Annotated in this window: 24 protein-coding genes and 1 pseudogene; 13 read left to right on the top strand and 12 right to left on the bottom strand. The window is 74.6% G+C overall.

Going from position 1 to position 26,349, the window contains the following annotated elements:
• Window positions 1-62: 62 nt before the first annotated feature.
• The 3 genes from ACLJTM_RS14825 to ACLJTM_RS14815 form a co-directional block, all read right to left on the bottom strand.
• The gene (locus tag ACLJTM_RS14825; protein ID WP_411104011.1) at window positions 63-1,214 is read right to left on the bottom strand and encodes a serine hydrolase domain-containing protein; all 1,152 of its coding nucleotides are present in this window, start codon (window positions 1,212-1,214) and stop codon (window positions 63-65) included.
• Between the two features lie 150 nt (window positions 1,215-1,364).
• Entirely contained in the window at window positions 1,365-1,544 is a 180-nt protein-coding gene (locus ACLJTM_RS14820) for a hypothetical protein (protein ID WP_411104010.1), read from the bottom strand.
• 154 nt (window positions 1,545-1,698) lie between these two features.
• The gene (locus ACLJTM_RS14815) at window positions 1,699-1,899 is read right to left on the bottom strand and encodes a chaplin (RefSeq protein WP_411104009.1); all 201 of its coding nucleotides are present in this window, start codon (window positions 1,897-1,899) and stop codon (window positions 1,699-1,701) included.
• A gap of 818 nt (window positions 1,900-2,717) precedes the next feature.
• Between ACLJTM_RS14815 and ACLJTM_RS14810 the strand changes: the two genes are divergently transcribed.
• From ACLJTM_RS14810 to ACLJTM_RS14795, 4 genes and pseudogenes are all read left to right on the top strand, one after another.
• Window positions 2,718-3,116 carry a DUF4440 domain-containing protein gene (locus ACLJTM_RS14810; RefSeq protein WP_411104008.1) on the top strand — a complete coding sequence of 133 codons (399 nt, stop codon included), beginning with the start codon at window positions 2,718-2,720 and terminating at the stop codon, window positions 3,114-3,116.
• A 312-nt stretch (window positions 3,117-3,428) separates the two neighbouring features.
• Window positions 3,429-5,831 (top strand): annotated as a pseudogene (locus ACLJTM_RS14805) (discoidin domain-containing protein); the annotation flags it as partial.
• 36 nt (window positions 5,832-5,867) lie between these two features.
• Complete coding sequence (locus ACLJTM_RS14800) at window positions 5,868-6,269, top strand: discoidin domain-containing protein (protein WP_411104316.1); 402 nt, start codon at window positions 5,868-5,870, stop codon at window positions 6,267-6,269.
• A gap of 212 nt (window positions 6,270-6,481) precedes the next feature.
• Window positions 6,482-9,034, top strand: a complete 2,553-nt coding sequence (locus tag ACLJTM_RS14795) for a D-alanyl-D-alanine carboxypeptidase (protein WP_411104007.1) — start codon at window positions 6,482-6,484, stop codon at window positions 9,032-9,034.
• A gap of 141 nt (window positions 9,035-9,175) precedes the next feature.
• Here the strand turns inward: ACLJTM_RS14795 and ACLJTM_RS14790 are convergent, their stop codons facing one another.
• From ACLJTM_RS14790 to ACLJTM_RS14780, 3 genes are all read right to left on the bottom strand, one after another.
• On the bottom strand, window positions 9,176-9,553 hold the full coding sequence (locus ACLJTM_RS14790) for a low affinity iron permease family protein (protein WP_411104006.1): 378 nt from the start codon (window positions 9,551-9,553) through the stop codon (window positions 9,176-9,178).
• A 232-nt stretch (window positions 9,554-9,785) separates the two neighbouring features.
• Window positions 9,786-10,598 carry a hypothetical protein gene (locus ACLJTM_RS14785; RefSeq protein ID WP_411104005.1) on the bottom strand — a complete coding sequence of 271 codons (813 nt, stop codon included), beginning with the start codon at window positions 10,596-10,598 and terminating at the stop codon, window positions 9,786-9,788.
• Complete coding sequence (locus ACLJTM_RS14780; RefSeq protein WP_411104004.1) at window positions 10,598-11,887, bottom strand: VWA domain-containing protein; 1,290 nt, start codon at window positions 11,885-11,887, stop codon at window positions 10,598-10,600. The genes ACLJTM_RS14785 and ACLJTM_RS14780 overlap by 1 nt, the downstream gene beginning before the upstream one ends.
• Before the next feature lie 129 nt (window positions 11,888-12,016).
• Here ACLJTM_RS14780 and ACLJTM_RS14775 point away from each other — a divergent pair, with 129 nt between their 5' ends.
• Window positions 12,017-12,397 (top strand): DUF6204 family protein, encoded by a 381-nt coding sequence (locus tag ACLJTM_RS14775; protein ID WP_411104003.1) that lies wholly within the window; start codon window positions 12,017-12,019, stop codon window positions 12,395-12,397.
• Here the strand turns inward: ACLJTM_RS14775 and ACLJTM_RS14770 are convergent.
• Together ACLJTM_RS14770 and ACLJTM_RS14765 are read right to left on the bottom strand one after the other, a co-directional pair.
• Window positions 12,349-14,112 carry an FAD-dependent monooxygenase gene (locus tag ACLJTM_RS14770; protein WP_411104002.1) on the bottom strand — a complete coding sequence of 588 codons (1,764 nt, stop codon included), beginning with the start codon at window positions 14,110-14,112 and terminating at the stop codon, window positions 12,349-12,351. The two genes, ACLJTM_RS14775 and ACLJTM_RS14770, sit on opposite strands and share 49 nt — an antisense overlap.
• Before the next feature lie 99 nt (window positions 14,113-14,211).
• Window positions 14,212-14,622, bottom strand: coding sequence for an organic hydroperoxide resistance protein (locus tag ACLJTM_RS14765; RefSeq protein ID WP_411104001.1), 411 nt, complete (start codon window positions 14,620-14,622; stop codon window positions 14,212-14,214).
• A 135-nt stretch (window positions 14,623-14,757) separates the two neighbouring features.
• Here ACLJTM_RS14765 and ACLJTM_RS14760 point away from each other — a divergent pair, with 135 nt between their 5' ends.
• Complete coding sequence (locus ACLJTM_RS14760) at window positions 14,758-15,270, top strand: MarR family winged helix-turn-helix transcriptional regulator (protein WP_411104000.1); 513 nt, start codon at window positions 14,758-14,760, stop codon at window positions 15,268-15,270.
• 95 nt (window positions 15,271-15,365) lie between these two features.
• Here ACLJTM_RS14760 and ACLJTM_RS14755 read toward each other — a convergent pair whose 3' ends face one another.
• Window positions 15,366-15,680 (bottom strand): hypothetical protein, encoded by a 315-nt coding sequence (locus tag ACLJTM_RS14755; protein ID WP_411103999.1) that lies wholly within the window; start codon window positions 15,678-15,680, stop codon window positions 15,366-15,368.
• A 179-nt stretch (window positions 15,681-15,859) separates the two neighbouring features.
• On the opposite strand from ACLJTM_RS14755, the gene ACLJTM_RS14750 reads away from it, so the two are divergent.
• Window positions 15,860-16,894, top strand: coding sequence for a PHP domain-containing protein (locus ACLJTM_RS14750; RefSeq protein WP_411103998.1), 1,035 nt, complete (start codon window positions 15,860-15,862; stop codon window positions 16,892-16,894).
• 154 nt (window positions 16,895-17,048) lie between these two features.
• On the opposite strand, the gene ACLJTM_RS14745 is transcribed toward ACLJTM_RS14750, so the two are convergent.
• On the bottom strand, window positions 17,049-17,888 hold the full coding sequence (locus tag ACLJTM_RS14745; RefSeq protein WP_411103997.1) for a UbiA family prenyltransferase: 840 nt from the start codon (window positions 17,886-17,888) through the stop codon (window positions 17,049-17,051).
• 328 nt (window positions 17,889-18,216) lie between these two features.
• On the opposite strand from ACLJTM_RS14745, the gene ACLJTM_RS14740 reads away from it, so the two are divergent.
• From ACLJTM_RS14740 to ACLJTM_RS14730, 3 genes are read left to right on the top strand one after another with little or no spacing between them, the layout of a single operon-like run.
• Complete coding sequence (locus ACLJTM_RS14740) at window positions 18,217-19,275, top strand: type III polyketide synthase (RefSeq protein ID WP_411103995.1); 1,059 nt, start codon at window positions 18,217-18,219, stop codon at window positions 19,273-19,275.
• 51 nt (window positions 19,276-19,326) lie between these two features.
• Window positions 19,327-19,881, top strand: coding sequence for an isoprenylcysteine carboxyl methyltransferase family protein (locus ACLJTM_RS14735; protein WP_411104315.1), 555 nt, complete (start codon window positions 19,327-19,329; stop codon window positions 19,879-19,881).
• Complete coding sequence (locus tag ACLJTM_RS14730) at window positions 19,878-20,903, top strand: NAD(P)/FAD-dependent oxidoreductase (protein WP_411103994.1); 1,026 nt, start codon at window positions 19,878-19,880, stop codon at window positions 20,901-20,903. Before ACLJTM_RS14735 ends, ACLJTM_RS14730 begins: the two co-directional genes overlap by 4 nt.
• A gap of 73 nt (window positions 20,904-20,976) precedes the next feature.
• Here the strand turns inward: ACLJTM_RS14730 and ACLJTM_RS14725 are convergent, their stop codons facing one another.
• Window positions 20,977-21,972 carry a hypothetical protein gene (locus ACLJTM_RS14725; RefSeq protein WP_411103993.1) on the bottom strand — a complete coding sequence of 332 codons (996 nt, stop codon included), beginning with the start codon at window positions 21,970-21,972 and terminating at the stop codon, window positions 20,977-20,979.
• A 160-nt stretch (window positions 21,973-22,132) separates the two neighbouring features.
• Here ACLJTM_RS14725 and ACLJTM_RS14720 point away from each other — a divergent pair, with 160 nt between their 5' ends.
• Window positions 22,133-23,812 (top strand): carboxylesterase/lipase family protein, encoded by a 1,680-nt coding sequence (locus ACLJTM_RS14720; RefSeq protein ID WP_411103992.1) that lies wholly within the window; start codon window positions 22,133-22,135, stop codon window positions 23,810-23,812.
• Window positions 23,813-23,824: 12 nt separating this feature from the next.
• Here the strand turns inward: ACLJTM_RS14720 and ACLJTM_RS14715 are convergent, their stop codons facing one another.
• Window positions 23,825-24,172, bottom strand: coding sequence for a hypothetical protein (locus ACLJTM_RS14715; RefSeq protein ID WP_411103991.1), 348 nt, complete (start codon window positions 24,170-24,172; stop codon window positions 23,825-23,827).
• Between the two features lie 119 nt (window positions 24,173-24,291).
• On the opposite strand from ACLJTM_RS14715, the gene ACLJTM_RS14710 reads away from it, so the two are divergent.
• Window positions 24,292-24,912 carry a YdeI/OmpD-associated family protein gene (locus ACLJTM_RS14710; RefSeq protein WP_411103990.1) on the top strand — a complete coding sequence of 207 codons (621 nt, stop codon included), beginning with the start codon at window positions 24,292-24,294 and terminating at the stop codon, window positions 24,910-24,912.
• An 81-nt stretch (window positions 24,913-24,993) separates the two neighbouring features.
• Window positions 24,994-26,313, top strand: a complete 1,320-nt coding sequence (locus tag ACLJTM_RS14705) for a serine hydrolase domain-containing protein (RefSeq protein ID WP_411103989.1) — start codon at window positions 24,994-24,996, stop codon at window positions 26,311-26,313.
• Window positions 26,314-26,349: the final 36 nt, after the last annotated feature.

Raw genomic sequence — 26,349 nt, 5'->3', positions numbered from 1 at the left:
CGACAACGCCGCGAGGTGCCGTGCCGGGCGCCGCGACCCGATGAACCCTTCCGGTCACAGCACTAGGTGCGGGCGGCGTGGGTCCAGAACTCCCGCATGTACGCGGGGGCGACCGGACCGCTCAGTTCGCGCTGCGTGAGCAGGACGGTCACGGCGGCCGTGGCGGGGACCGCGTGGGCGGCCGTCCCGGTGCCGCCGATCCAGCCGTAGCGGCCCGGCACGTTCCACGGGTCGCGGCGCGCCACGTCGACGGAGCCGCCGTAGCCCCAGCCCTGGCCGTCGAGGAAGAGCGCGCCCTCCGCGCGCTGGCCGGGGCTGAGGTGGTCGGTGGTCATCTGCCGTACGGAGTCCGCTTCGAGGAGCCGCCCGCCGGGGTGGGCGCCTTCGGCGAGCAGCATGCGGTGGAAGGCGTGGAGGTCGTCGACGGTGGACACCAGGCCGCCCGCTCCCGAAGGGAAGGCCGGCAGGGCGCTCCACTGTCCGTCGGGCGCGTCGACGAGTACGGGGGCCGCGCCGTCGGAGGCGGCCCGGTAGGAGCTGGTGAACCGGTGGAGCCGGTCCCGGGGGACGGCGAAGGCGGTGTCCCGCATCCCCAGCGGCTCGAAGACCCGCTCGGCCAGGAGTTCCGGCAGCGGCCGGCCCGCAGCGCGGGCGAGGAGTACCCCGAGGATGTCCGAGCAGGTGTTGTACAGCCAGGCCCGGCCCGGTTGGTGGAGCAGCGGGATGCGGGCCAGGGCCGCGGTCCAGGCGTCCGGTGCGGCGACGTGGCGGGGCTGCGGGGACCCCTGCCCGAGTTCGCTGAACAGGAGCTGCACCGCGGGCAGCGAGAAGTCGGCGGGGAAACCCCAACCCGCGCGGAAGGTCAGCAGGTCGGCGACGGTGAGGGGCCGGTCGGCGGGGACCACGTCGTCGACGGGTGACGATGGCGTACGGACGACCATCGGCGCGGCGAGTTCGGGCAGCCAGCGCGCCACCGGTGCGTCGAGGGCGAGCAGTCCGTCCTCGATCAGCAGCATGGCGGCCGCGGCGGTCACCGGTTTGGTGAGCGAGGCGACCCGGAAGAGGGAGTCCCGGGCCATCGGCGCGGTGCCGGCCGTGTCCACCGAGCCGACGGCGGCGAATTCGACCTGGTCGCCGCGGGCCACCAGCGCGACCGCGCCGGGCAGCGTCCCGTCGGCGACGCGGGCTTCAAGGAGGCGGTGCAACTCGCTCATGGGCCACCTTCTCGTGCGTGCGGACGCGCCGGCGGGAGGCCGGCGCGGGTGCTCGTAGGAGAAGACTGCCGCCGGAGCCCGGATTCATCGGTCCGGCACGGCTGCGGGGACGGCGCGTCGGCGGACCGACGGCGTTCCCGGCGGCCTCGTTCAGGCGGCGGGTACGACCGACGCCCTTATGGCGGCGGCCCATTCCAGCAGCAGGCCGGCGTGGCGGACGCGCTCGGCGTCGGTCAGGCGGCCGCCGGCGCGGGCGAAGAGTCCGCGGATGTCGGCGTTGATCTCGGAGAGGGTGCGCTCGGGGGCGGAGGGGTCAGGGGTGGGGCTCACATGATCAAGGATAGGGCGCCGGTAGGACACCGGCGGACGATGTCCGTCATGCGGACGCCGGACCGGCGGTCTTGCGCCGCCCGTGCGGCGCAACGGGAGGGCGGGGCCCGGACCCCGCGCGGTTGACGCGCAGGGCCGGACCCGGCCCGGTGGGTCAGTTGTTCGAGCCGACGGTGTTGTCGTGCCCTGCGTTGAACACGTCGTCGGCCGCGAACTGGTACCAGTCGCCGAAGACGATCGTGAAGGAGTTCTCCGCCGGGCCGGTGACCGTGACGTCGGCACTGGCCGCGGACGCACCGCCGAAGACGATGGCACCGGCGGCGAGGACGGAGAGCACAGAGCGCACGGGACGCATGAGTCCACCTTTCGAGAGGGAAGCGGGCACCCCAGAAGCTAGAGAGGACAGACCGCGGTGTCCCGCCGCCCGGCCGGGCACGGCCGAGAGCCAACCGATTGGCCGAAGCCCCGGAAGGCGCCATGGACGCGCCGTCGGCGGACCGACCGTAGACGGTCGACGGCCGCGGATCGGGCGCCCCACGGCGGGGGCCGGCGGCCTCCGCGGCGGGCCGTGGCCGAACCGTCGCCGCCCCGATGCCGCACCCGCGTCGCGTCCGCATCCGGCGCGTGCCGGGTTCCGGCTCAGCCGACCCCGAGGGGGCCGGTCATGCCCGCAGGCGCCGGACACCGAACCCGGCGTCGCCGCTGCCGCCACGGCTGCGACCCTGTGGGCACCCCTGGCCCCGACCGGGATCGCGGGCGCGCCCGACCCGTCTCCCGCGGCCACTTCAGCCCCACTGCCCCCGGCCGCGCCTGCGATCGGATCACCGGGGCCCCGGAGCCGTCCGTGACGGCGACCGCGTCCCGGTCCGCTCCGCCCGCGGCGGCAACCACCGGGCCGGTACCCCCCGTCCCCGCCTGGGTGGCCATGACGCCTGCGGCGCCGACCCGGGCGGCCGTGGCGGCGGCACCGCAGGGCAGCCGACTCGCGCTCGTCCGCGCCGACCCGGCACAGGAGTCCGCGGACTTCCGGCTGCACTGCTTCGACAACGCACGCCCCCAGCGGCAGCCCCCTGACGGGGTACGTCATCGACACGGACGCCGACCTGGCAGGCTGCGCCCCCCGTCCGGCAACCCCACAACACCCCGTGAACCCGCCGGTGTTACGGTCACGCCATGTCCAAGACCGAGATAGACGGGCTGACCGCCGAGTTCTACGGCGCCTTCGACAACCGGGGCGGCCGCCGGGCCGACGTGGCCCGGATTCGCCGCCTCCTGCTGCCCGGCGCCCTGATCGTCAAGACCGGGCCCGACATCACGGCCTACTCCGTCGAGGAGTTCATCGAGCCCCGCGAACAGCTTCTCTCCGGCGGCCGGTTGGTCGAGTTCAGCGAGTGGGAGATCTCCGAACGGACGGAGATCGCGGGGGACATCGCCGCGCGGTTCGGCCGGTACCGCAAGTCCGGAATCCTGGACGGCGAGCCGTTCGAGGGCGGCGGCGCCAAGGCCATCCACTTCGTGCGCACCACGCAAGGCTGGCGCATCAGCTCGTTCATCTGGCACGACCACAACTGAGCCGGTCGTACGCCCAGCGCGCCCCGGCCCGCCCCCTATCTGCGCGCACGTAGCGCCCGGACCGCCGACGCGGGCCTGCGGGCTGCTCCTGTGCTGCCTGAGCGGGTGGCACCTCGCCAAACCGTCGCCGGCGTGAGGTTTATTGCACGCCAGCGTCGCTTTCTTGCGTCCGTTCATAGACTTCCTGCTGTCGGAGTCGTAGCCTCCTGCGTTGAGCCGAGCACCTCTCCGCCGATCGAGCCGCAAGGACGTGCGTGCCCCGTGAACCAGCTGCCGCCCAGTCATGCCCCGAGACCTGACCACATCCACCGGATACGGCGGCGGGGCGCCGCCTTCTTCCTCGCCCTGTCGCTGACCGCCACCGCCGCCCTGACGGCGCTGACCCTCGGCAATGCCCCGGCCGCGCACGCCGCAGGCGTGCCGGCGCCCTCCCCCGTCGGCATACCGGGGAGGGGCGCCGCCGTGCCCTTCACCGAACTGGAGGCGGAGTACGCCCAGACCAACGGCGCCCTCATCGGCCCCGACCGGTACTACGGGCACCTTCCCTCGGAGGCTTCGGGCCGCCAGGCCGTGACGCTCAACGCCGTCGGCCAGTACGTCGAGTTCACCCTCACCAAGCCCGCCAACGCGATGTCCCTGCGCTACAGCCTTCCGGACACCGGCGACGGCAAGGGCCGCGACGCCGCCCTGGACGTCCGGGTCGACGGCCAGTCCGTCCGAAGCCTGCCGGTCACCTCCAAGTACAGCTGGTACTACGGCGGATACCCCTTCAACAACAACCCCGGCGACACCAACCCGCACCACTTCTACGACGAGGCCCGCACCCTGCTGGGTGCCACGTACCCGGCGGGCGCCAAGATCCGGGTGCAGGTGGCCTCCACGGCCCAGTCCCCCTCCTTCACCATCGACCTCGCCGACTTCGAGCTGGTCGCCCCGGCCGCCGGCAAGCCGGCCGGGGCGCTGGACGCCGTCGCGGACTTCGGCGCCGACGCCACCGGAGCCACCGACTCCACGGCCAGGATGCAGGCGGCGGTCGACGCCGGCCGGGCACAAGGGCGGACCGTGTTCGTCCCGCCGGGCACTTACACCCTCGACGACCACGTTGTGGTCGACGGCGTGACGGTCCAGGGTGCGGGCCCCTGGTACACCGTGTTCGGCGGCCGCGACCCGGTGAACCGCAACCGCGCTGCCGGGTTCTACGGCAAGTACGTTCCCGGCGGCGGCTACACCGGCCCCGTACGGCCGCACGAGGCCAACGGGCCGAGCAGGAACGTCACGCTGAAGGACTTCGCGATCATCGGCGACATCCGTGAGCGGATCGACGACGACCAGGTCAACGCCATCGGCGGCGCCATGTCCGACTCCACCGTGGACAACTTGTGGATCCAGCACGTGAAGGTGGCCGCCTGGATGGACGGCCCCATGGACCGCTTCACCATCAAGAACAGCCGCTTCCTCGACATGACGGCGGACGGCGTGAACTTCCACACCGGTGTCACGAACTCCCGCGTCACCAACACCTTCGTACGCAATGCGGGTGACGACGGTCTGGCCTCCTGGCCCCAGGACAAGCCGAACGTGAACATCAGCTTCGACCACAACACCGTGGTCCTGCCGATCCTGGCCAACAACATCGTCACCTACGGCGGCAAGGACTTCACGATCTCGGACAACGTCATGTCCGACACGGTCAGCAACGGCGGCGGCCTGCACATCGCCAACCGCTACCCCGGGGTCAACTCCGGTAAGGGCACCGCCGTGGCGGGCACCATCACCGCCGCACGCAACACCCTGATCCGGGCCGGCAACAGCGACTTCAACTGGAACTTCGGCGTCGGCGCGATCTGGTTCTCCGGCCTGAACGAACCGGTGCAGGGCGCGACGATCAACATCTCGGACAGCGAGGTCCTGGACTCCTCCTACGCGGCGATCCACTCGATCGAGGGCTCCATCAGCGGAGTGAACTTCACGGACATCACCATCGACGGCGCGGGCACCTACGCCGTCCAGGCCCAGGCGAACATCGCGATGAAGTTCACCCGTGTCACGGCGAAGCACATCGCGCAGGCCGCGACGCCGGTCCACAACTGCATCGGCGCCGGGCTCCAGATCACCGACGGTGGCGGCAACTCCGGCTGGAACACGGGTCAGACCTGCTCCGGTGTCTGGCCTGCGCCCGTATGGACCAACGGCGGCGTGCCCTCCGGCGGTGGCACCACGCCGCCCACCACTCCCCCGACCACGCCTCCCACCACACCACCCACCACTCCCCCGACGACTCCGCCCACCACCCCGCCGAACGGCAACCTGGCCCAGGGCCGCCCCGCCTCCGGCTCCTCCTCGGTCGCCTCGTACGGAGCCGCGAACGCCGTCGACGGCAACGCGTCCACCTACTGGGAGAGCAACGGCAACGCCTTCCCGCAGACCCTGACCGTCGACCTCGGTGAAGCCAAGTCCGTCGGCAGGGTCACGCTCAAGCTGCCGCCGTCCGCGGACTGGGCCACCCGGACCGAGACGCTCTCCGTCCTCGGCTCCACCGACAACAGCACCTGGTCCACGCTGAAGGGCTCGGCGGGCGTCACCTTCAACCCCGCGAGCGGCAACACGGCGACCCTGTCCTTCGCCCCCGCTCCGGCCCGCTACGTACGCCTGCAGATCACCGGGAACACCGGGTGGGCGGCCGGGCAGGTCGCGGAGTTCGAGGTCTACGCCGCCGACGGCACCCCGACCACGCCTCCGGCCGGAACCAACCTGGCCCTGGGCCGCTCCGCGTCCGACACCGGCCACAGCCAGGGCTACGTCGCCGCGAACATCGCCGACGGCAACGCCGGCACGTACTGGGAGAGCCCCAACGGCTCCTTCCCGCAGTCCGTGACCGTCGACCTCGGCGCCGATCGGGCCCTCGGCCGCCTGGTACTGAAACTCCCCACCGGGTGGGGCACCCGGACGCAGACCCTGGCGGTGCTGGGCTCCGGTGACGGTAGCTCCTGGACGACCCTGAAGCCCTCCGCCACATACGTCTTCACCGAGGGCGGCAACACCGTGGCCGTACCGCTGACCTCGGTGACGGCCCGGTACCTGCGGCTGGCCTTCACCGCCAACACCGGCTGGCCCGCGGGCCAGCTGTCCGAGCTGGAGGCGTACGCGCCGTAGGAGCGGGCCGTCCCGTCCGCGGCCGGAGTATGACCGAACGGTCACAAGACCCGGCGCCGGGAACGGACGGGGCGCGGTGCACATCTAGCCGGTCGGCGGGGCTCCTGCGGGGGCCCCGCCCGACGGTATCGGCAAGAACCGGCGGCGCACCGGCCACCGCGACAAGCGGTGGTGCGGCGGCTGCCGGGGGTGAGCGGCAAGGCGGGGCAGGCATGAAGGCGGTAGCGGTGGCGGGCGGTTCCCCGGACACCCCGGAATCTCCGGAGACGGCAGAGTCGGCGGAGACGGAAGGAACCGAGGTTCCGGCAACGGAAACCGGTGCGCAGGACACGGCCGCCGATCCCGGCGGTCCGGGCGTCCCGCAGGCCGCAGAGACCGCCGAGACGACCGGAACCCCGGCCGGGAACGCCTGCGAGGACGCACCGGGGCAGGAGGACGACCTCGAGGAGACGGACGCCGGGACCCGCGCTGCCTCCTCCGCCGAGGACGAGCCTGCTGAGGAGGGACCCGAGGAAGTCACCGCCGCCGGGGGCGAAGCTGAGGACGAGGACGAGGACGAGGACGAAGTCGGGCCCGCGGCCGAGCCGGTAACGGAGCCGCATCCCGAAGCCGAGGACGCGCCCGGCCGCGACAGCGGGCCGGACTCGCAGGAAGCCGCACAAGCCGACCCCGACGCGAAGCAGAAGCCCCACACGGACCCCGAACCCGACCCCGACACTGGCACCGACACCAAATCCGACGCCGAGCGCGAGGCCGACGGAGACGGTGGGGACACCGCATCCGAAGCCGACACCGACGCCGAGGCCAACCCCCAGCCCGAAGCCGACGTCGACCCCGACCCGCAGCCCGACCCCGACCCCGACCCCGAAGCCGACGCCGACCCCGACCCCGAGCCCGACCCCGATGCCGACGCCGAAGCCGACGCCGACGCCGAGCAGAAGCCCCACACGGACCCCGACCCCGACGCGGAGCGGGATCCCCGTACGGACCCCGAGCCCCACACCGACGCCGGCACCGACACCGACACCGACACCAAGTCCGACGCCGAGCGCGAGGCCGACGGAGACGGTAGGGACGCCGCCTCCGAGGCCGACCCCGAGCCCAACCCCCAGCCCGAAGCCGACCCCGACCCCGAGCCCGGCGCCGGCGCCGGTGACGCCGCCATCGCGGACCGAGGCACGGACTCGGCTCAGCCGGTCGGGGGTGCGGGTTCCGCGTCGGTGGGTGGGGGGGTCCGGCGGGTGCCGTCCTGGGCTCGGGGCGGCGCCGGCGACGCCGAGCGGACCAGCACCTTCGTGGCCCTAAAGGAGCTGGACGCACCGGCGGGGAAGACCCCGCGGGCCACGCCCGACCCCGCTGCCCCGAGCCCGGGCCCGACCCCGACCCCGGCCCGCACCCCGGCCACCGCTCCGGCACCCGCACCGGCCCGTGCAAGCGTCGTCGAGCGCACCCGCGAGGCCCCGCTGCCTCCGCTGGAGCTGCTGGCCGAGCTCACCAACACCGCTCCCCCGCCGGAGACCCCGCGGCGCACCGCGGTCCGCCGGGTGAAGATCTGGGCCCCGCTCCTGCTGCTCCTCGCCGGCGGGGTCACCGGCGCGCAGCTGCTGCGCCCGCTGCCCGCCCCGCAGCTCGTCGCGGCCGAGCAGACGCACACCCTCGACGGGCAGTTCTCCGTGCCGTGGCCCGGCGAGGGCCAGGGCGCCGTCCGCGTCCCCGGCTCCGGCACCATCGGCACCTTCGGCGAGCAGAAGCCCGTCCCGACGGCGAGCGTCGCCAAGGTCATGACGGCGTACGTGATCCTCAAGGGGCATCCGCTCCGCAAGAACGAGGCCGGTCCGCAGATCGAGGTCGACGCGAAGACGGTGGCCGACGGCAACGCCGAGCACGAGTCCCGCGTCGAGGGCCTGGTTGCGGGGACGAAGTTCAGCCAGCAGGACATGCTGAAGATGCTCATGATCCCCTCGGGCAACAACGTCGCCCGGCTGCTGGCGCGTTGGGACTCCGGGACCGACTCGGAGGCCGCCTTCGTCGCGAAGATGAACGCCGCGGCCGCCGAACTCGGGATGCATGCCACGACGTACACGGACCCCAGCGGTCTGGACGCGGGGACCGTCAGCACGGCCGACGACCAGCTGAAGCTGGCCGAGGCCGTGATGAAGGACGAGGCGTTCCGCGCCGTGGTCGCGCTGCCCAGCGCCGACATCAAGGGGCTGTCCAAGGCCCTCATCAACAACAACGACCTGCTCACCGTCAACGGACTCAGCATCCGCGGGATCAAGACCGGGTCGAGCACACCCGCGGGCGGGGCCCTCATGTGGGCGGCGTACAAGTCGGTCGGCGACGAGACCCCGCTGATCCTGGGCACCCTCATGGACCAGCACGCGGACGGCCCCGACCTCAACGGGGAGAACAGCCTCCTCCTCGTGAAGGCCAACAGCAAGAAGATCATCGAGGCAGTGCGGCAGGCCCTCACCTCGGCCCCGGTGGTGCGCAAGGGCCAGACGGTCGGCCATGTGGACGACGGACTGGGCGGCCGCACCCCGCTGGTGGCCGCGAGGGACCTGAACGTGATCGGGGTGCCGGGCCAGCAGCTGACGCTCACCTTGAAGCCGGGTGCCTCGGCGGCTCCGCACTCCGCGAAGGCCGGTACGGAGGTCGGCGTACTGACGGCCGGCGACGGCGAGGGGGCGAAGAGCGTCCCCGTGGCGGTGGGAACCGAACTGTCCGAGCCCTCCTTCGGCGCCCGGATCAGCCGCCTGGGCTAGGCCGGCGGTGCGCGGTGCGCGTCACCGGCGGTGCGCGTCACCGGCGGTGCGCGTCACCGGCGGTGCGCGTCACCGGCGGTGCGCGTCACCGGCGGTGCGCGTCACCGGCGGTGCGCGTCACCGTGGGCCGCCGGGCGGCGGCTACTGCCGCTCCTCCATGCGGATGGCCTTCCGCAGCGCCTGCTGGGCCGGGCCAGGCTCCTGGGCCGCCGGCATCTGCTCCAGGAGCGCGCCCGCGATGGCGTCGAGCTTGCGCTGGACGGCGTGCTCGGCGCGCCGCTCGGAGTTCTTCAGCAGGGCCAGCAGGAGCAGCGAGACCGCAGCCATCGCGTCGCCCGCCACGTGCTGCCACTCCATCGACAGGTGGGCGAGGTGGACGGCGATGAATCCGGCCACCAGGAGGACGCAGAGCAGTGCGAAGGGCGCGGAGCTGGTGAAGTTGGAGGCGTACTCGGCGAGTCTCTCGAAACGGCCGACCTGACCGTCCGAGTTCTTCTTGGCGGGGTGCTGGGGCTTCATGGGGCGCGGCTGCCCGCAACTGCGCTCCGGCACACCTCCGAGCAGCGGCTTTCCACGGTTTCCCGGCCGGGCCGGAACCCTTCGAGGACCGGGCCCCGGTCGGCCCCGGTCGGCTCCGGTCGGCCCCGGTCGGTTCCGCCGGGTCGTCGCGCGAGCGGCGCCGACGGCCGCGGCCCGGGACGGGGGGTCCCGGGCCGCGGCCGTCCGCCACAGGGCGTCTGCCGTACGGCCGTCAGGCGGCGGGCGGGACCCGGGAGGGCCGGCCGGCGCCGCGGGTCAGGGAGTGGCCGAAAATGCCGGCGAGGGCGGCGAGGACCCCGCCGGCGGCCGTCCACAGCCAGCGGTCGGACCACCAGCCGCCGGACCAGCCGTCCTCCGGGGCACTGAGCGGCCCCGTCACCGTGGCCGGGACGAGCGGCTCGGACAGGGATCCGTCCACCGCGTAGGCCCCGCCGGCCTCGGCCGCCGTGGCTTCGAGGGCCGCGCGCACCGGCAGGCCCTGGTCCTCCTCCGGCAGGTCGAGGACCGTCAGGCGGACGTAGTAGCTGCCCGGCAGCGGGTCGTCGGACCAGGGCTCGGCGCTGGACCGGACCGTGCGCAGGGTGCAGGACAGGTCCACCGAGGGTGCTTCCTTGGCGGCTGACCGGGCCTGCGCGCCGTAGGTGCACGCCTGGCGGCGGCGCAGTCCGTCGTAGACCTCCACCTGCCAGGTGGAAGCACCGTGCCGGGCGGCGGTTTCCGGCAGGGTGACCGTCGCCTTCACGGTGAGGCGCTGCCGGGCGTCGACGGGCAGCACCCAGTACAGGTAGTCGCCCGCGGACGCCCCCGCGGTGGCCCGCTGTCCGGGGCGCAGCGCGGTGGCGGTGCGGAAGCTGGTGCCCGCCTCGGTGGGAGCGGCGCCCTGCGTGCCGCTGTCCGAGGCGGAGCCGGTGCCGGGACTCGCGGAGGGGGTGTCCGCGACCGCCGCGCCGGCCGTGGCTCCGGCCACCGTCAGGGCGGCGGCCGCGGACAGCAGCGCGGCGGTCAGTACGCGTACGGCATGCATCAGTTGGTCCTCCAGACGGAGACGCGCCAGCGGGAGATCCAGCCCCACAGCAGCCCGGCGACGAGCCCGGCGAGTGCGAGGACCGCCAGCAGCCACCAGCCCCGCCCGAGGCCGAACGCGGCGGCGTCCGAGGCCTCGTCGGGGGCGTCCACGAGCTGGACGGACAGTTCGAGCGGCATGCCCGGGGCGGTCTTGACGGACGCGGGTGCGGAGAAGGAGTTGCTGACCTGGAGGCACACCGTCTCCGCGGTGGGCTTCCCGTCCTTGCCCTGGTCGGCGGAGCCGCTCCCGTCGTCGGCCTTCGGGTAGCGCAGGCCGGTCGAGAGGACGTCGGTGCGCCCGTCGCCCGCCTCCGAGCCGCGGACGATCTCGCGTCCGTGGACGGTGGTGGCGCGCAGCAGGACGCCGTAGTCGTTGTTGACGGCTCGGTCGGCGGCGATGCTGACGGAGGCGCGCAGTTCCTGGCCGGGGCGCACGTCGACCCGGTACCAGCGGTGCTCGCCGAAGGTCTCGCGGTCGCTGTAGAGGCCGGGCTTCAGCTGCGGGGCGTTCGTGCACTCCTTCGCGCCCTCGGTGGCCACGGGGTTGACGACGGGGTCGGCAGCCCGGTCGACGAGTTGTCTGACCCTGCCGGAGAGTTCGGCGGTGTGCTGTACGGAGGTGTAGGTGCCGCCCGTGGCTTCGGCGATGCAGGTGAGCTGGGCGCGCGTCTTGGCGTCCGGGACCAGGCCGAGGGTGTCGATGACCAGGTGGATGCCCTTGGCGGCGATCTCGCGGGCGACTTCGCACGGGTCGAGCGGGGCGCAGGTGTCCTCGCCGTCGGTGATGAGCACGATCCGCTTGGTCGCGTCGCCGCCGTCCAGGTCCTGTGCCGCGGCGAGCAGGGCCGGTCCGATCGGGGTCCAGCCGGTGGGGGCGAGGGTGGCGACGGCGGTCTTCGCCTCGGTCCGGTTCAACGGCCCGACCGGGTAGAGCTGTTTGGTGTCCTTGCAGCCGAGTTCGCGGTTGTCGCCGGGGTAGTCGGCGCCCAGGGTCCGTATGCCGAGCCGGACCTCGTCGGGCACCGCGTCGATGACCTCGTTGAAGGCCTGCTTCGCCGCGGCCATCCGGGACTTGCCGTCGATGTCGTTGGCGCTCATGGAGCCGCTGACGTCCAGGACGAGGTCGACCTTGGGGGGTTCCTTCGCCGTGGGCCCGTCGGCGGCGGTGGCGCTCGCCGGGAGGAGCCCGACGACCAGGGCGGCGAGCAGGCCGCACGCCCGGGCCGCAAGCCGTTTTCTTGTGATCATCGTCGGATCGTATGGAGGTTCCTCCGCCACCTCCAAAACGGGCTTCCGGTACCGGCCTTCGGGCTGCGGCGGTGCCCGGGCGGCGGAAATCCCGGTGCGGGGGACGAAGGGGGGATTTAGGCTGCCCGGATGAGTACCCGTACCTTCCGCATCACCGTTCGCGGCTCCTTCGACGGCCTCACCGACGGGCAGCGGGCCGAGCTGCTGTCCGAGGCCGCCGAGCACGACATGCTGCGCGCCGAGTTCACCGCCGAGGGGCACCTCTCGTACGACCTTGCGGCGCGCCCCTTCTTCACGTTCCGCTTCCTGGACTCAGGTGAGGCGGAGGAGGACATCCTCGATGCCACGGCCCGTGCCGAACTGGCGGCGGAGGCCTGGCTCACCGAGCGCGGGTACGGGTTCAAGCAGCTGAAGTCCCAGGCCCAGGACCTCTCCCTCGCTCCTCTGGGCAAGCGACGGCGTCAGGAGGCGGCCCGTTCGGCCGCCGGGGAGGTCGGCTCGGGGCGCTGAGCCCCCTGCGGGGTGTAGGTGGCCGCGAGGTGGGCGGCCAGCGCCTCGGGGTCGGGCGGGGCCAGGCGGGCCCCGAGGTGGCCGTCGGGGCGGACGAGGAAGGCGGTGGTGCGGTCCACCGCGTAGCGCAGGGCGAATTCGCCCGCGCTGTCCCGGTAGGGAGTCGCGGGGTACGAGCCGGCGGCCTCGTCGTCGGCGGCGGCGGCGAGGACGACGCACGTGTCCACGCGGCCGCCGGAGGCCTCCCGGACGGCCCGGTCCAGGGCGGCGATCCGTTCGGCGCCGCCGGGTGCCGCGTCGTCTGCTGCGATGTACAGCAGCAGGACGCCTGACCGGTCGCGCAGCAGGTCGTACAGGCGCAGCGGGTAGGCGGCGATGGGGGTGGTGAGGCCGCGGCAGTCGGGGGCCCGGTCGCCCGGACGGGGCCCGGGGCCCTCGCCGGGCGGGTCGACGATCGGGCTGCCCCGGTAGCCGACGAGCAGTTGGGCCTCGCGCAGCATCAGGGTGTCGGGGTCCTCGGGGTCGGCCTGTACCCCTTCGGCGGCGTGCCGCACGGTGCGGCCCACCACTTCCTCGCCGACCGGCCGGCGTTCGGCGTCGTAGCTGGCGAGCAGTCCGGGGCGGGCCTCGCCGCCGACGGCAAGGGCGATCTTCCAGGCGAGGTTCCAGGCGTCCTGGATGCCGGTGTTCATGCCCTGGGCGCCGGTCGGGGGGTGGATGTGCGCGGCGTCCCCGGCGACGAAGACCCGGTCGGCGCCGTAGTGGTCCACGATCCGGTGGCTGATGCGGAACACCGAGGCCCAGCGGATGTCGGAGGCCGTGGCGGGGTGCGGGGCGAGCCGGTCCAGGACGGCCTGGACGTCGGGCAGGGCGGGCGCCCGGTCGCTCTGCAGCCCGTGGACGACGCCGTCCCCGGGGGCCGGGGGCGGGTGGGGCGCGGCCTTGAGTTCGGGGGGCACCATCATCGACGTGCGGTAGCGGCCGCGGCCGGGCAGCGGGATGCACACGAGGACGTCGTCGACCCGCCCGTCCTCGTCCCGGTGCATGGAGCGCACTCCGTAGCCGTCCGGCAGGTCCCAGTCGACGACCACGTCGGCGAGCATGTACTCCTCGGGGAAGGCGCCGCCCTCGAAGGTGAGTCCGAGCCCCTTGCGGACGATGCTGTGCGCGCCGTCGCAGCCCACCAGGTAGCGGGTGCGCACCTCTTCCTCCGCGCCGGAGGGGGTGCGCAGCAGGCTGGTCACGCCGTCGGCGTCCTGGCGGAAGGACACCAGCTCGGTCCCGCGCTCGATGCGGGTGTCGAAGCGGGCCAGGAACTCCTCCAGGATGCGCTCGGTCTCGTACTGGGGCAGGGCGGCGAAGCCGTAGGGGACCTCCGGCGGCAGTGCGAGTTCGAAGCGGCCCTGGGCGATGCCGTTGGCGTAGAGGAGTTGGCCGCGCATCGGGACGGCCGCCTCCAGGGCGGTGCGGACCAGCCCCATCCGGTCCCAGACTTCGAGGGTGCGGGGCTGGATGCCGACCGCCTTGGCGAACGGCAGGCGGGCGGGCAGCCGGTCGACGAGCCGGCAGGACACGCCCTGGCGGCGCAGTTCCGCGGCGGCGGTCAGTCCGACCGGGCCCGCGCCGGCGACCAGGACGTCCGTTGCGTGGGTGTGTGAGTGCGCCACTGACGCCTCCCGGGCGTGTGCCCCCCTGTCAGGACGGTGTCCCTCCATGGTCGGCGCCCGCCCGGGGTCCGGCATCCCCACCCGGTGAGGGGGCCGCGCCGGACCGGGGTGCCGGTCCGGCGGGGGCTCCCCGGCCGTACGGGGTGCCTACTCGACGACGAGTTCCACCTCGATGTTGCCGCGGGTGGCGCGGGAGTACGGGCAGACCTCGTGGGCCTGCTTGACCAGCAGGGCGCCGGTCTCGCCCGCCAGGGAGTCGGGGAGCTCGATCCGCAGGACCGCGGCGAGGCCGAAGCCGGCGCCGTCCTTGCCGATGGAGACCTCCGCCGTGACCGAGACCTCGCTGGTGTCGACCTTGGCCTGGCGGCCGACCAGGCCGAGGGCGCTGGCGAAGCACGCGGCGTAGCCGGCGGCGAAGAGCTGCTCGGGGTTGGTTCCCTGACCGTTGCCGCCGAGGGCCGGGGGCATGGCCAGCGCGAGGTCGATCTGGCCGTCGGAGCTGACGGCGCGGCCTTCACGGCCGTTGGCGGTGGCGACAGCGGTGTACAGCGCGTCCATCGGGGGGTCCTCTCGCAGGGGTGCACCGTGGCGGTGGCGGCGGCCGGACCTCCCGGCCGCGCTCCACAAGTAGAGCACGCAATTGAGTTGTGTGCAATTCAATGCCTTGCCCTGATGCCTCGGTACACTGGCCGAATGACCCAGAAGCCCAGCGAACAGCTCATCGACCCGGCCGGCGGGAACCGGCCGGGCGACCTTCCCGACCAGGACTTCCTCCGTCTGGACGGCCAGATCTGCTTCGCCCTGAACGCGGCGGCCCGCGCCTTCGGCGGCCTCTACCGCGTGGTCCTGAAGGACCTCGGGCTGACCTACCCGCAGTACCTGGTGATGCTGGTCCTGTGGGAGCACGGCGCCATGCCGGTGAAGGAGATCGGCGGGCACCTGCGGCTGGACTCCGGCACACTGTCCCCGCTGCTGAAGCGGCTCGAAGCCGCCGGACTGGTCCGCCGCGAGCGCAGCGCCGAGGACGAGCGGTCGGTGCGCGCCCACCTCACCCCGCAGGGCGCGGCGCTGCGGGAGCGTGCGGTCGAGGTCCCCCGGCGGATCGCTGCCGCGACGGGCTTCGACCTCGCCGAGATACAGGACCTCCAGACCCGCCTGAACCGCCTCACCGCCGCCCTGGACGCCGCGGCGCCCGACGAAGCCTGACCGCGCCCGACGCAGGCTGACCGCTCCCGGCGGCCCGTGCCCGGGGGGCCCGCAGCGGCTGGCGGTCGCCGGCTGCGCCCGCCCGGGGCCCTGGATCAGGCCGGGCCGGCGGCGGCGCGCCGGTTCCTGCGGGCGGTGAGCTGGCCCTGGACGAAGGCGTCCATGTCCGGCGCGTAGGGGCCGCCGTGGTCGAAGAGCAGGTCGGTGATCCGCTGCCACTCCGAGACCGTGGCGAGGGCGGACTCGTCGACCTGCGCCGGGTCCCCCACGGCGTCCTCGGCGGCCTCCAGCGCGGCAGCGGTCTCGTGGTGGGTCATGCCCGTCGCCTCCTGGCGCACCCGGTCCCGCGCCGCCCGCTCCCCGGCCGTGGGCTCGTGCGCCCCGGTGCCGTCGTCGTGGGTCTCGGTCATGGCCGCCTGCCTTCCGTCGTCGTGGCCCCGCGTGTACCCCGGACCGCCCGGATCGACGCGCGGGCCGCCCGGACGGCTCACCGCCCGTCCCCCCTGCCGCCCCGAGCGACCGTGCGGGCTGCCGCGCCCCTTGCCACACTGGGCGGGAGACGGGGCAGCGGACGTGTCGGAGGTGTGCGATGGAGCCGGTTGCCGCGCTGGACCGGATCGCCTTCCTGCTGGAGCGGGCCCAGGCACCGACGTACCGGGTACGGGCCTTCCGTACGGCGTCGGCCGCGCTGGAGCGCCTCGGCGGGCAGGAGGTGGCCGGGAAGGCGGCCGTGCCCGGCGCCCTCGAAGCGGTGAAGGGCATCGGGCCCAAGACCGCCCAGGTCGTACGGGAGGCTCTGGCCGGAACCGTGCCGGAGTACCTGCAGAAGCTGGAGGACGAGGCCGCGGCGATGCCGGAGGGTCCCCCGGCCTCGCCGGCCGCGGTCGCCCTGCGGGCGGCGCTGCGCGGGGACTGCCACCTGCACTCGGACTGGTCGGACGGCGGCAGCCCGATCGAGGTCATGGGGCGGGCGGCGGCCTCGCTGGGCCACGAGTGGAGCGTGCTCACCGACCATTCGCCCCGCCTGACCGTGGCCCGGGGGCTGTCCCCCGAGCGGCTGCGCGAACAGCTCGACGTGGTCACGGAACTCAACGGCACGTGGGCGCCGTTCAGGCTGCTCACCGGAATCGAGTGCGACATCCTGGACGACGGCTCGCTGGACCAGGAACCGGAGCTGCTGGACCGGCTCGACCTCGTGGTCGGCTCCGTCCACTCGAAGCTGCGGATGGAGTCCCCCGCGATGACCCGGCGGCTGCTGGCCGCGGTCCGCAATCCCCTGCTGGACGTCCTGGGCCACTGCACGGGGCGGCTGGTGACCGGCCGGACCCGGCCCGAGTCGCAGTTCGACGCGGAGGCCGTCTTCGCGGCCTGCGCGGAGGCCGGTACCGCCGTGGAGGTCAACAGCCGACCCGAGCGGCTGGACCCGCCGCGCCGGCTGCTGCGCCTCGCCGTGGACGCCGGGACCCTGTTCGCCATCGACACGGACGCCCATGCGCCCGGCCAGCTGGACTGGCAGATCCTGGGCTGCGAACGCGCCGCGGAGTGCGGCGTACCGCCCGAGCGCGTCGTCAACACCTGGCCCGCGGACCGCCTCCTGGCCTGGACCCGCACCCGCACGGCCTGAACCGCCCCGGCCCCACCCGCGGCCCCAGGGGTGACGGGGGTCCGCCCGCCGTCGCCGGCGGGGATGGCCGCGGGCAGGGCCGCGGCCTGTCCGTCGGCGCCGCTCCCCGCAGCGGCCCTCCGGGGTGGCCTTGTGCGCCCCTCCCCGGTCCCGGTCAGGCCGGGAGGGGCGGCGTCTCCAGGGCCCCGAGGCGCAGCAGCAGCAGGAGCACGTCCGCCGCCGCCACGGCGAGCACGGCGCGGAACGGCAGACGGCCCGGCCGGCGGCACGTCAGGAGCAGCGCCACGGCCGTGGCACCCAGCAGTCCCCAGCCGTACGCGGTCGCCCGCCCCGGCGGCCCGAGGACCAGGGCGGCGGTCGAACCGAGGACGAGGGTTCCGGCGAAGGCCGCGGACCAGCGGGCGCCGAGCCGCTGCGGCAGCCCCAGCACGCCCGTCGCCCGGTCGTCCTCGATGTCGGGCAGGACGTTGGCGAAGTGCGCACCCGCGCCCAGCAGGGCCGCGGCGGCGGTCAGCCACCCCGGGGGCCAGGGCGCACCGGGCAGGCCCAGTGTGACGAAGGCCGGGAGCAGGCCGAAGGCGACCGCGTACGGCAGCCAGGAGACGGCCGTGGCCTTCAGGCGGAGGTTGTAGGCCCAGGCGGCCGCCACGCCGACGAGGTGCACGGCGCCCGCGAGCGGTCCGGCGGCCAGCGACAGGGGGACGCACAGCAGCAGGGCCAGGGCCGCGGCGCGGGTCACGGCCGCGGGGGTGGCCGTCCCGGCCACCAGGGGTTTGTCGCGGCGGCCCGTGGCCAGGTCGCGGCGCAGGTCGGCGCGGTCGTTGCACCAGCCCACCGAGAGCTGTCCGGCAGCCACCGCCGCGGCGGTGACGGCGGACCCGAGCGGACCGCGGCCGGCCGCGGCCGCGAGCGCGGCGGCGAAGAGGGTGACGGCGGCGGCAGGCAGCGGATGACAGGCCGCCGGCAGCCCCGCCGCCGTCCGGCGGCGGGGCACGACCGGCGCGGGAACGACGGACCCGGGACGGGGGGAAACGGGGCCCGCGGGCACGGGGCTCACAGGGGCTGGGCTCACAGGGGCTGGGCTCGCGGCGGCCGGGCTCACGGGGGCCGGGCTCGCGGCGGCCGGGCTCGCGGCGGCCGGGCTTGCGGCGGCCGGGCTTGCGGGGGCCGGGCTTGCGGGCATGGGGCTTGCGGGGGCTGGGTCGGGCCCGGTCTGCGGGTCGGACTCGCCGGTTCTCACGGACACCCGGCCACGCTATGCGGCGCCGCGCCCGGTTCACCGCATTCCTCACGAAGTGTCAGTTCTTCCCTATGTTGAAGCCATGACACGTGTCCTGGCAGTGAGCAGCGTGTTCCCGCCCCATCGCCATCCGCAGTCCGCGATCACGGCGGCGCTCGCCCGTTTCCTGCCGCCCGGCTCCGACCCGTCCCTCCTGCACCGGATCCACGCGTCGGTGCAGGTGGAGACCCGGCACCTGGCGCTGCCGCTGGACCGCTACGGGCCGGGCAACGACTTCGGCACGACGAACGCCCTGTTCCTGACGGCAGCCCTGGAACTGGGGGAACGCGCCCTGCACGGCGCCCTCGACAGCGCGGGGCTGACCGGGCGGGACCTCGACCTGGTGCTGTCGACCACGGTGACCGGCCTGGCGACCCCCTCGGTGGAGGCCCGCCTCGCCGACCGGGCGGGGCTGCGGCCCGACATCCGGCGCATCCCGCTGTTCGGCCTCGGCTGCGCGGCGGGCGCCGCCGGACTGGGCATCCTCCACGACCAGCTGACGGGCCGCCCCGGCGACGCGGCGCTGCTGCTGTCCACCGAACTCTGCTCGCTGACCCTGCAGCCCACGGACACCTCCCCGGCGAACCTGGTGGCCGGGGCCCTGTTCGGCGACGGGGCGGGCGCCCTGCTGGCGGTGGGCCCCGACCATCCGCTGTACGCGGCGGGCGCCGGGCCGACGGTGGTGGCCTCCCGCAGCCGCCTCTACCCGGGGACCGGGCACCTGCTCGGCTGGGACATCGGGCACTGGGGTTTCCGCATGGTGCTCGGCCGTGAACTCCCGGACCTGGTCCGGCTGCACGTGGTGGAGGAGGTCGAGTCCTTCCTCGCCGTACACGACCTGAAGCCCGCAGACGTGGACGCCTGGATCTGCCACCCCGGCGGCCCGCGGATCCTGGACGTACTGGAGGACTCGCTGTCGTTGCCCGGGACGGCCCTCGCCGCGAGCCGGCGGTCGCTGGCGGAGGCGGGCAACCTGTCCTCGGCCTCGGTCCTGCACATCCTGAGCGGTGTCCAGGCGGCGGGGCCACCGTCCGGAACGGTCGGGCTGATGCTCGGCTTCGGTCCGGGCTTCGCCTCCGAACTCGTCCTGCTCCGCTGGTGACCGGTGACTGGTGATCACATGCCGATGCCCTCTCTGACCGTGCCCCCCTCGATGGCCTGGTACCTGCTCCTCGTCGGACTGGTCGCCGCCGAACGGCTCGTCGAACTCGTCGTCGCGCGCCGCCACACCGCGTGGAGCCTGGCACGCGGCGGCCGCGAGTACGGCGGCGGCCACTATCCGGCCATGGTCGCCCTGCACACCGCACTGCTGGCGGGCTGCGTGGCGGAACCCTGGCTGCTGGACCGGCCGTTCCTGCCCCCGGTGGGCCTGCCCGCCCTGGCCCTGGCACTGGCCGCGCAGGTCCTGCGCTGGTGGTGCATCGCCACGCTGGGCCCGCACTGGAACACCCGGGTGCTGGTGGTCCCCGGGCTCCCGCTGGTGGTGGGGGGACCGTACCGGCTGCTGCGCCACCCGAACTACGCGGCGGTCGTGGTGGAAGGGGCCGCGCTGCCGCTGGTGCACTCGGCGTGGCTGACGGCGTTCGGGTTCACCGCGCTCAACCTGGCGCTTCTGCGGGTGCGGATCCGCTGCGAGGAGGCCGCTCTCACGGAGACCGGACGGCTGCCGGCGCCGGCCCCGGTGCCCGGGGCGGGCGCCGTCCGGTGATCGACCTGCTGGTCGCGGGGGGTGGGCCGGCCGGGCTGGCCACGGCCATCCACGCGGCGCTCGGCGGGTTGGAGGCCGTGGTGGTGGAACCCCGGCCCGGCCCCATCGACAAGGCCTGCGGGGAGGGGCTCATGCCGGGCGCCGTCCGCCGGCTGCGGGAGCTTTCGGTGCCGCTCGCCGGGCAGCCCTTCGAGGGCATCCGGTACGTGGACGCGGTGAGCGGGCTGCACGCGCAGGGCCTGTTCCACGAGGGCCCCGGTCTCGGCGTCCGGCGGACCGTCCTGCAGGCCGCGCTGGCCGCCCGGGCCGCGCAGCTCGGCGTACGGGTCGTCGAGGGGCGGGTCGGTGAGGTCCGCCAGGACGAGGACGGGGTGCGTGCGGCCGGGTTCTGTGCCCGGTACCTGGTGGCGGCGGACGGGCTGCACTCCCCCATCAGGCGGGGCCTCGGCCTGGCGGTGCCGCCCGCGCCGGGCCGCCCCGCCCGGTACGGCCTGCGCCGGCACTACGCGACGCCCCCCTGGTCCGGTCTCGTCGAAGTGCACTGGTCGGCGGGGTGCGAGGCGTACGTGACCCCGCTGGCGCCCGACCTGGTCGGCGTGGCCGTCCTGACGACCCGGCAGGCGCCCTTCGACGTACAGCTGGCGCAGTTCCCCCTGCTGTCGGCGCGGCTGCCGGCGGGCGCGGGCACCCCGGTGCGCGGCGCCGGGCCGCTGCGCCAGCAGGCCCGGGTCCGGGTGGCCGGGCGGGTGCTGTTCGTGGGCGACGCGGCCGGATACGTCGACGCACTCACCGGCGAGGGGCTGACCTTGGCGGTGACGGCAGCGGGTGAGCTGGTGCGCTGCGTCCGGGAGGGCCGGCCGCACGCGTACGAGGGAGCCTGGCGGGAGTTGTCGCGCAGTTACCGCGCGCTCACCTCCTCCCTGCTGTGGGCCCGCCACCGGCCCGCGCTCGCCCGGCGGATCGTCCCGCTGGCGGCGCGGCTCCCCCGGGTGTTCACCCGGGCGGTCAACCTGCTCGCCTGACCGGGCGGACCTGCGGCAACGGCACCCCGCGCCGGGCGCGGGGTGCCGTACCGGTCCGTCAGCCGGCTGCGGGTCAGGCAGCCTCGCCCTGGCGGGGGCGGGCCCCGGTGCGCAGGGCCATGCCCGCGAGGACCGCGCCGCCCGCCGCGCACATCACGGCGACGACCCCGGCCCAGGCCACGGATGCGCCGACGGCCCCGCCCAGCGGGTCGACGTGCGCTGCGCCGCCCCACACGTGCAGGGCGACGACGCCGACGGCCGTGGCGGCGGCGGCCCGCCAGACCGCGGTGGTGTCCCACAGGGCCAGCAGCGCGCCGAGGCCCAGGCACAGCACGGTCGCCAGGAGGGGCAGGAGCCCCACGGCGTCCGTGGCCGGCGGGACCGTCAGGTCCTGCGGCAGGTGCAGGGCGCCGCTGACGAGCAGGGCGAGGGCCACGGGCCAGCGCAGCACGTGCCGCAGGGCCTGCGAGCCGGCCGAGGGGCCACGGGCGGCGCCTGTGACCGGGCCGGTGGCGGCGGGGGCTGCGCGGCCGGGGGCCGCGGCGTGCTGCGGGCGGGCGGGCGGGGCGGGCGCGTACAGCTCCCGGTGCGGTGCTCCGGGCGCCGCCGGGTAGGGCTCGGCCCCGGGCCCGGCGGACGGCGGCGCGCCCTGGGCGACCGCCTCGGCGGTCGGCGACGCGTCGGGCCCGGCCGGCTCACCGGCGCTGAAGTGGCTGACCAGCAAAGCCACATCCGCGATGGGCCGGCCGACGGCGGCGGCGCGCAGCGTGGCGTCCGCCTCGTCCACTTCGTGCGGGGGCTCTGCGAGCAGGGCGACCATGCGCTGCACCTCGTGGACGGGCCGGGTCACGGCCGCGGTCCGGAGCGCTTCGAGTCCGGGGTTGGGGAGTTGGCCGGATTCCTTGAGGAGGCTGACCAGTGCGGTGACCTCCTCGAGCGGACGGCAGGTCGCCGCCGTCCGCAGGAGAGTATGGGCGGGCTCGGTGCCCGGCCCGTCGGATGCAAGGGTGTCGGGGGGTCCCTGACGGTCTTCGTGTTCCGCTGCCGTGAGGGGTGTGGGGTCATTCATCGAAAGCTCCGTTCGCCGACACGCGGGTCTACACATCGCGCGCCGGTCATCGTGCGTCATGGGAAGCGCACGCTTTGTTACATTGAGGGCCAATTCCGGTCACTGCGCCATTCGGGCGGGCAAACGGGGTGCCTTCCCGCACAGGAAAGGGGGGTCAGCCGTGAGCAGTCTGCGTGCCGAACGACCTCGTCCCGCCGCGCCGCCGGCCTCCGCCCTCAAACCGTCCACCGCCCTGTCGTTGCTGCTCACCGCCGTACTGCTGCTGCCGGCCGGCGGCGCGGCGCCGGCCGCCGCCGGGACGGGGGACCCGGAGCGGCCGGTCGTGGTCACCGATCGCGGGGCGGTGCGCGGACGGACGCACGGGACCCATCGCACCTTCCAGGGGATCCCGTTCGCCGCTCCTCCGACCGGCGCGCTGCGCTGGCGCCTCCCCCGGCCCGCGCCCCGCTGGCCGGGGGTGCGCGATGCGGGGGCTCCGGGGCCGCACTGCGTGCAGTTGCCGGCGCTGGGCCCGGGCGGGCCGTCGGGCTCGGAGGACTGCCTGCGGCTGGACGTCACCGTTCCGGCGCGGGCGGCCGCCCCGGGCCGTCCGCGGCCCGTCATGGTCTGGTTCCACGGCGGCGGGTTCATGAACGGCTCCGGCGCCCTGTACCCGGCCGGCGCCCTGGCCGCCCGGGGCGACGTCGTGGTCGTCACCGTCAACTACCGGCTGGGAGTCTTCGGCCTGTTCGCGCATCCGGAGCTCGGCGGGGCCCCCGGCTTCGCCCTCGCCGACCAGCAGGCGGCGCTGCGCTGGGTCCGGGCCAACGCGGCGGCCTTCGGCGCGGACCCCGGCCGCGTCACCGTGTTCGGCGAATCCGCGGGCGGCCTCAGCGTCTGCGCCCATCTGACGTCGCCCGCCTCCGCGGGGCTCTTCCACCGGGCCGTGGTCCAGAGCGGGCCGTGCTCCCTCACCATGCCGCCGCACTCCTGGCTGCCGCCGCTCGGCGCCTACGAGCCCTTCGTGGCGGAGCGGCGCACGGTCGCCGACGGGGTCCGGGCGGCGGCCCGGCTCGGCTGCGCCCGGGCGGCGGGCGTACTGGAGTGCCTGCGCGCGCTGGACGCCCGGACCCTGGCCACCCCGGAGCTGATGAACACCTTCTCGCGGGTCTCGTACGGCAATGGGCAACTGCCGGTCGAGCCGCGGCGCGCCCTGGCCGAAGGGCGCTTCCACCGGGTGCCGGTGGTGCAGGGCGTCACCCGGGACGAGATGCGCGCCTTCCTCGGGCAGACCCTCGCCGCCCACCCGATCGGTGACGCGGCCGCCTACCGGGCCCGGCTCGAACGGTCCTTCGGCGTCGGCACCGCCCGTGAAGTGGCCGCCCGCTACCCCGTGTCGGCCCACCCGACGCCGGCGGCCGCCTTCGCCGCCGTGCTGTCCGACGCCTCGTTCATCTGCCCCGCGCTGCGGGACGGCCGCGCGCTGGCCCGGCGCGTACCGGTGTACGGCTACCGCTTCAGCGACAGGGGAGCGCCCGACTTCCTCGGGCTGCCCGAGCCGCCGGACCTTCCCCTGGGCGCGGCGCACGGCTCCGAACTGCCCTCGCTGTTCACGCTGGCGCCGCTGACCGGGCCGCAGCGGGAGCTGGCCGACCGGATGACCGGCTACTGGACCTCGTTCGCCCGTGACGGCGTCCCGCGGGCACCGGGCGCCCCCGGCTGGCCGCGCCTGGGGGACCCGCCCGACCGGGTGCTGTCCCTCGCTCCGGGGCCGGGCGGGATCCGTACGGTCGACGCGGGCACGGAACACCATTGCGGGTGGTGGGACGCCCGGTGGCCGGGTCCCGCCTCGGCCCGGTGACTGCGGAGGGGGTCAGCTGCCTGCGGCGGCCGGCGCCTCGTCCAGCTCCCAGGCATGCCGCTTGAACTCCCGCTGGAAGTCGCCGTGGTCCTCCCACTGGCGCGCGATGCCGCGCAGCACGTCCCAGTGGTGTTCGACGGACTGGTCGATGACGCGGCGCACCGCCGGTTCGGCGGTCTGCCGCTGGGCGATGAGCCCCTTGACCGCGGAGGCCTCCAGGACGGCGTTGCGCAGGGCCCGCAAGGCGCGGGAAGTGTCGTCCATGGCGAAGCCGGACTCGCTGCCGGACTCCGCCTCGAACAGCGGGGTGAGCCGCGCTTCGATGAACGCGGTGATCCGCTCGAAGTGCTGCACGTCCATCGTGGCTCCCTCTCTTGCCGGACACCGGACAGTCGTCCGTTCCGGCGCCCGTTCAGGTCGATCGAGCGATCAGGATAACTGTCCGTCACCGGGGGCGGTTGCGGGCCTACCCTGGGGGCATGGACGAGATCGACGGGGTGGCGGTCATCGCCTTCGCGGACGCCGCGGCGTTCGAGGCGTGGCTGGCCGTGCACCACACGCGCCGGGACGGCGTGTGGGTCAAGGTGGCCAGGAAGAAGTCCGGCATCCCCACGGTCACCGATGACGAACTCGTCGACGTGGGGCTGTGCCACGGGTGGATCTCGGGGCAGCGCCGCGCCCTCGACGAGCGCTACTACCTGCAGAAGTACGTGCCCCGCCGGCCTCGGAGCCTGTGGTCGCAGGTGAACGTGGCGAAGGTGGCCGCGCTGACCGCCGCGGGGCGGATGCGCGAGGCGGGGCTGGAGGAGGTGCGGCGCGCCCAGGCCGACGGGCGCTGGGCGGCCGCGTACGCCTCGCAGAAGACGGCGTCGGTTCCGCCCGACCTGGCGGCGGCGCTGGAAGCGGACCCCGTGGCCGGTCGGGCTTTCGCGGCCCTCGACCGGACGGGGCGCTACCAGCTGGCGCTGCCCCTCTTGCAGGCACTCACCCCGCAGGCCCGGCAGGCGCGCCTGGTCAGGGCGCTGCGGACCCTGACCGGCGGCGCACCGGGAGGGGGTTCCGCCGGATCACGCGGACAGGATGAAGGACACACCGGCTGATAAGCTGACATTCTGCTTTCATCGGCTTCCTTGAACCGGCCCGCCACCGAAAAGCCCGAGCGCAAGGGCGGTGATGCCGTCATGAGCCACCTCCGAGGGCGGCGGGCCGCCTCCCGTACCGTCCGTATCGCCCCGTGCACCGCCGCGCTCGCGGCGGTCTGCGTGCTGGCCTCCGGGCCGGGCTTCGCGGCCTCGGCCGACCCGGCCGGCCCGGCCGGACCGGCGGCGAGCGCCGCAGCCCCCACGCCCGGCCCGTCGGCGCTGAAGACCATCGACCCGGTCGCCTTCCGTTCCTCCGTGGCAAAGGCGGCGGCGAAGCTCATGGTGCCCGGAGCGGTGGTCCTGCTCCGCACGCCGCAGGGGACGTTCCGCGCCACCGTCGGCGCCACCGCATTCGACGGAACCCGGCCGCCGAGCACCGCCGACCACGTCCGGATCGCCTCCAACACCAAGACGATGACGGGGGCGCTCATCGCGCTGCTGGCGCAGGACGGCAAGCTCGCACTCGACGACCCGGTGTCCCGCCACGTCGAGGGGGTCCCCGGCGGGGACCGCATCACACTCGCCCAACTGCTGACGATGCGCAGCGGGTTGTACAACTACACCAATGCACCGGAGCTCTCGGCGTCGATGGACGCCGACCCGGGCAAGGTCCGTACGCCGCGGGAGATGCTGGACATCGCCTTCCGCCACCTGCCGAACTTCGCACCCGGCACGTCCTACGAGTACAGCAACACCAACTACGTGCTGCTGGGCCTGGTCGCCGAGAAGGCGGGCGGGCGGCCGCTCGCCCGGCAGTTCCAGGACCGGCTGTTCGCCCCGCTCGGCCTCGGGGGGACCTCGCTGCCGGCCCCCGACGACGTGTCGTTGACGGACCCGTACTCCCACGGCTACATGTACGGCGGTTCGGCCTACGCCCTGGTCGACCAGCCGTATCCGCCCGAGCTCAGCGCGGCCGCCCGCTCGGGGAAGCTGAAGCCGGTGGACTACACCCACCAGAACCCCTCGTACGCGGGCGCCGCGGGAGCCGCCGTCTCCACCGCGGACGACCTGGCCGGATGGATCCGCGCCCTGGTGACGGGCAAGGTCCTCGGGCCGGCGGCCCAACGGCAGTGGCGGAGCAGCCCGCAGGCCGAGGACCCGGACCGGCCGGACGGGCAGAAGTACGGCCACGGCATCGCCTACCAGCGCTTCGGCCCGGGGGCCGCGATGTACTACCACGGCGGTGAACTGCCCGGCTACAACTCCTTCATCGGCCACGACCCGGAGAACGACGTCACCCTCGTCATCTGGACGAACCTCACCCTGTCACCGGACGGCAGGACGACGGCCCAAGCCCTCCTGCCCGGCGTCCTCAACCAGGTCTACAGGGGCCTGTCCCTGCCGACGGCCGGCGGCTGAACGGCGGCCGACAGGTCCCTGTCGGGCAACGCAGCC

The organism is Streptomyces sp. cmx-4-9 (genome assembly GCF_046548835.1).
GTDB lineage: Bacteria > Actinomycetota > Actinomycetes > Streptomycetales > Streptomycetaceae > Streptomyces.
Note: the sequence above shows the minus strand (reverse complement) of the source record. Positions and strands in the feature narration are given on the sequence as shown.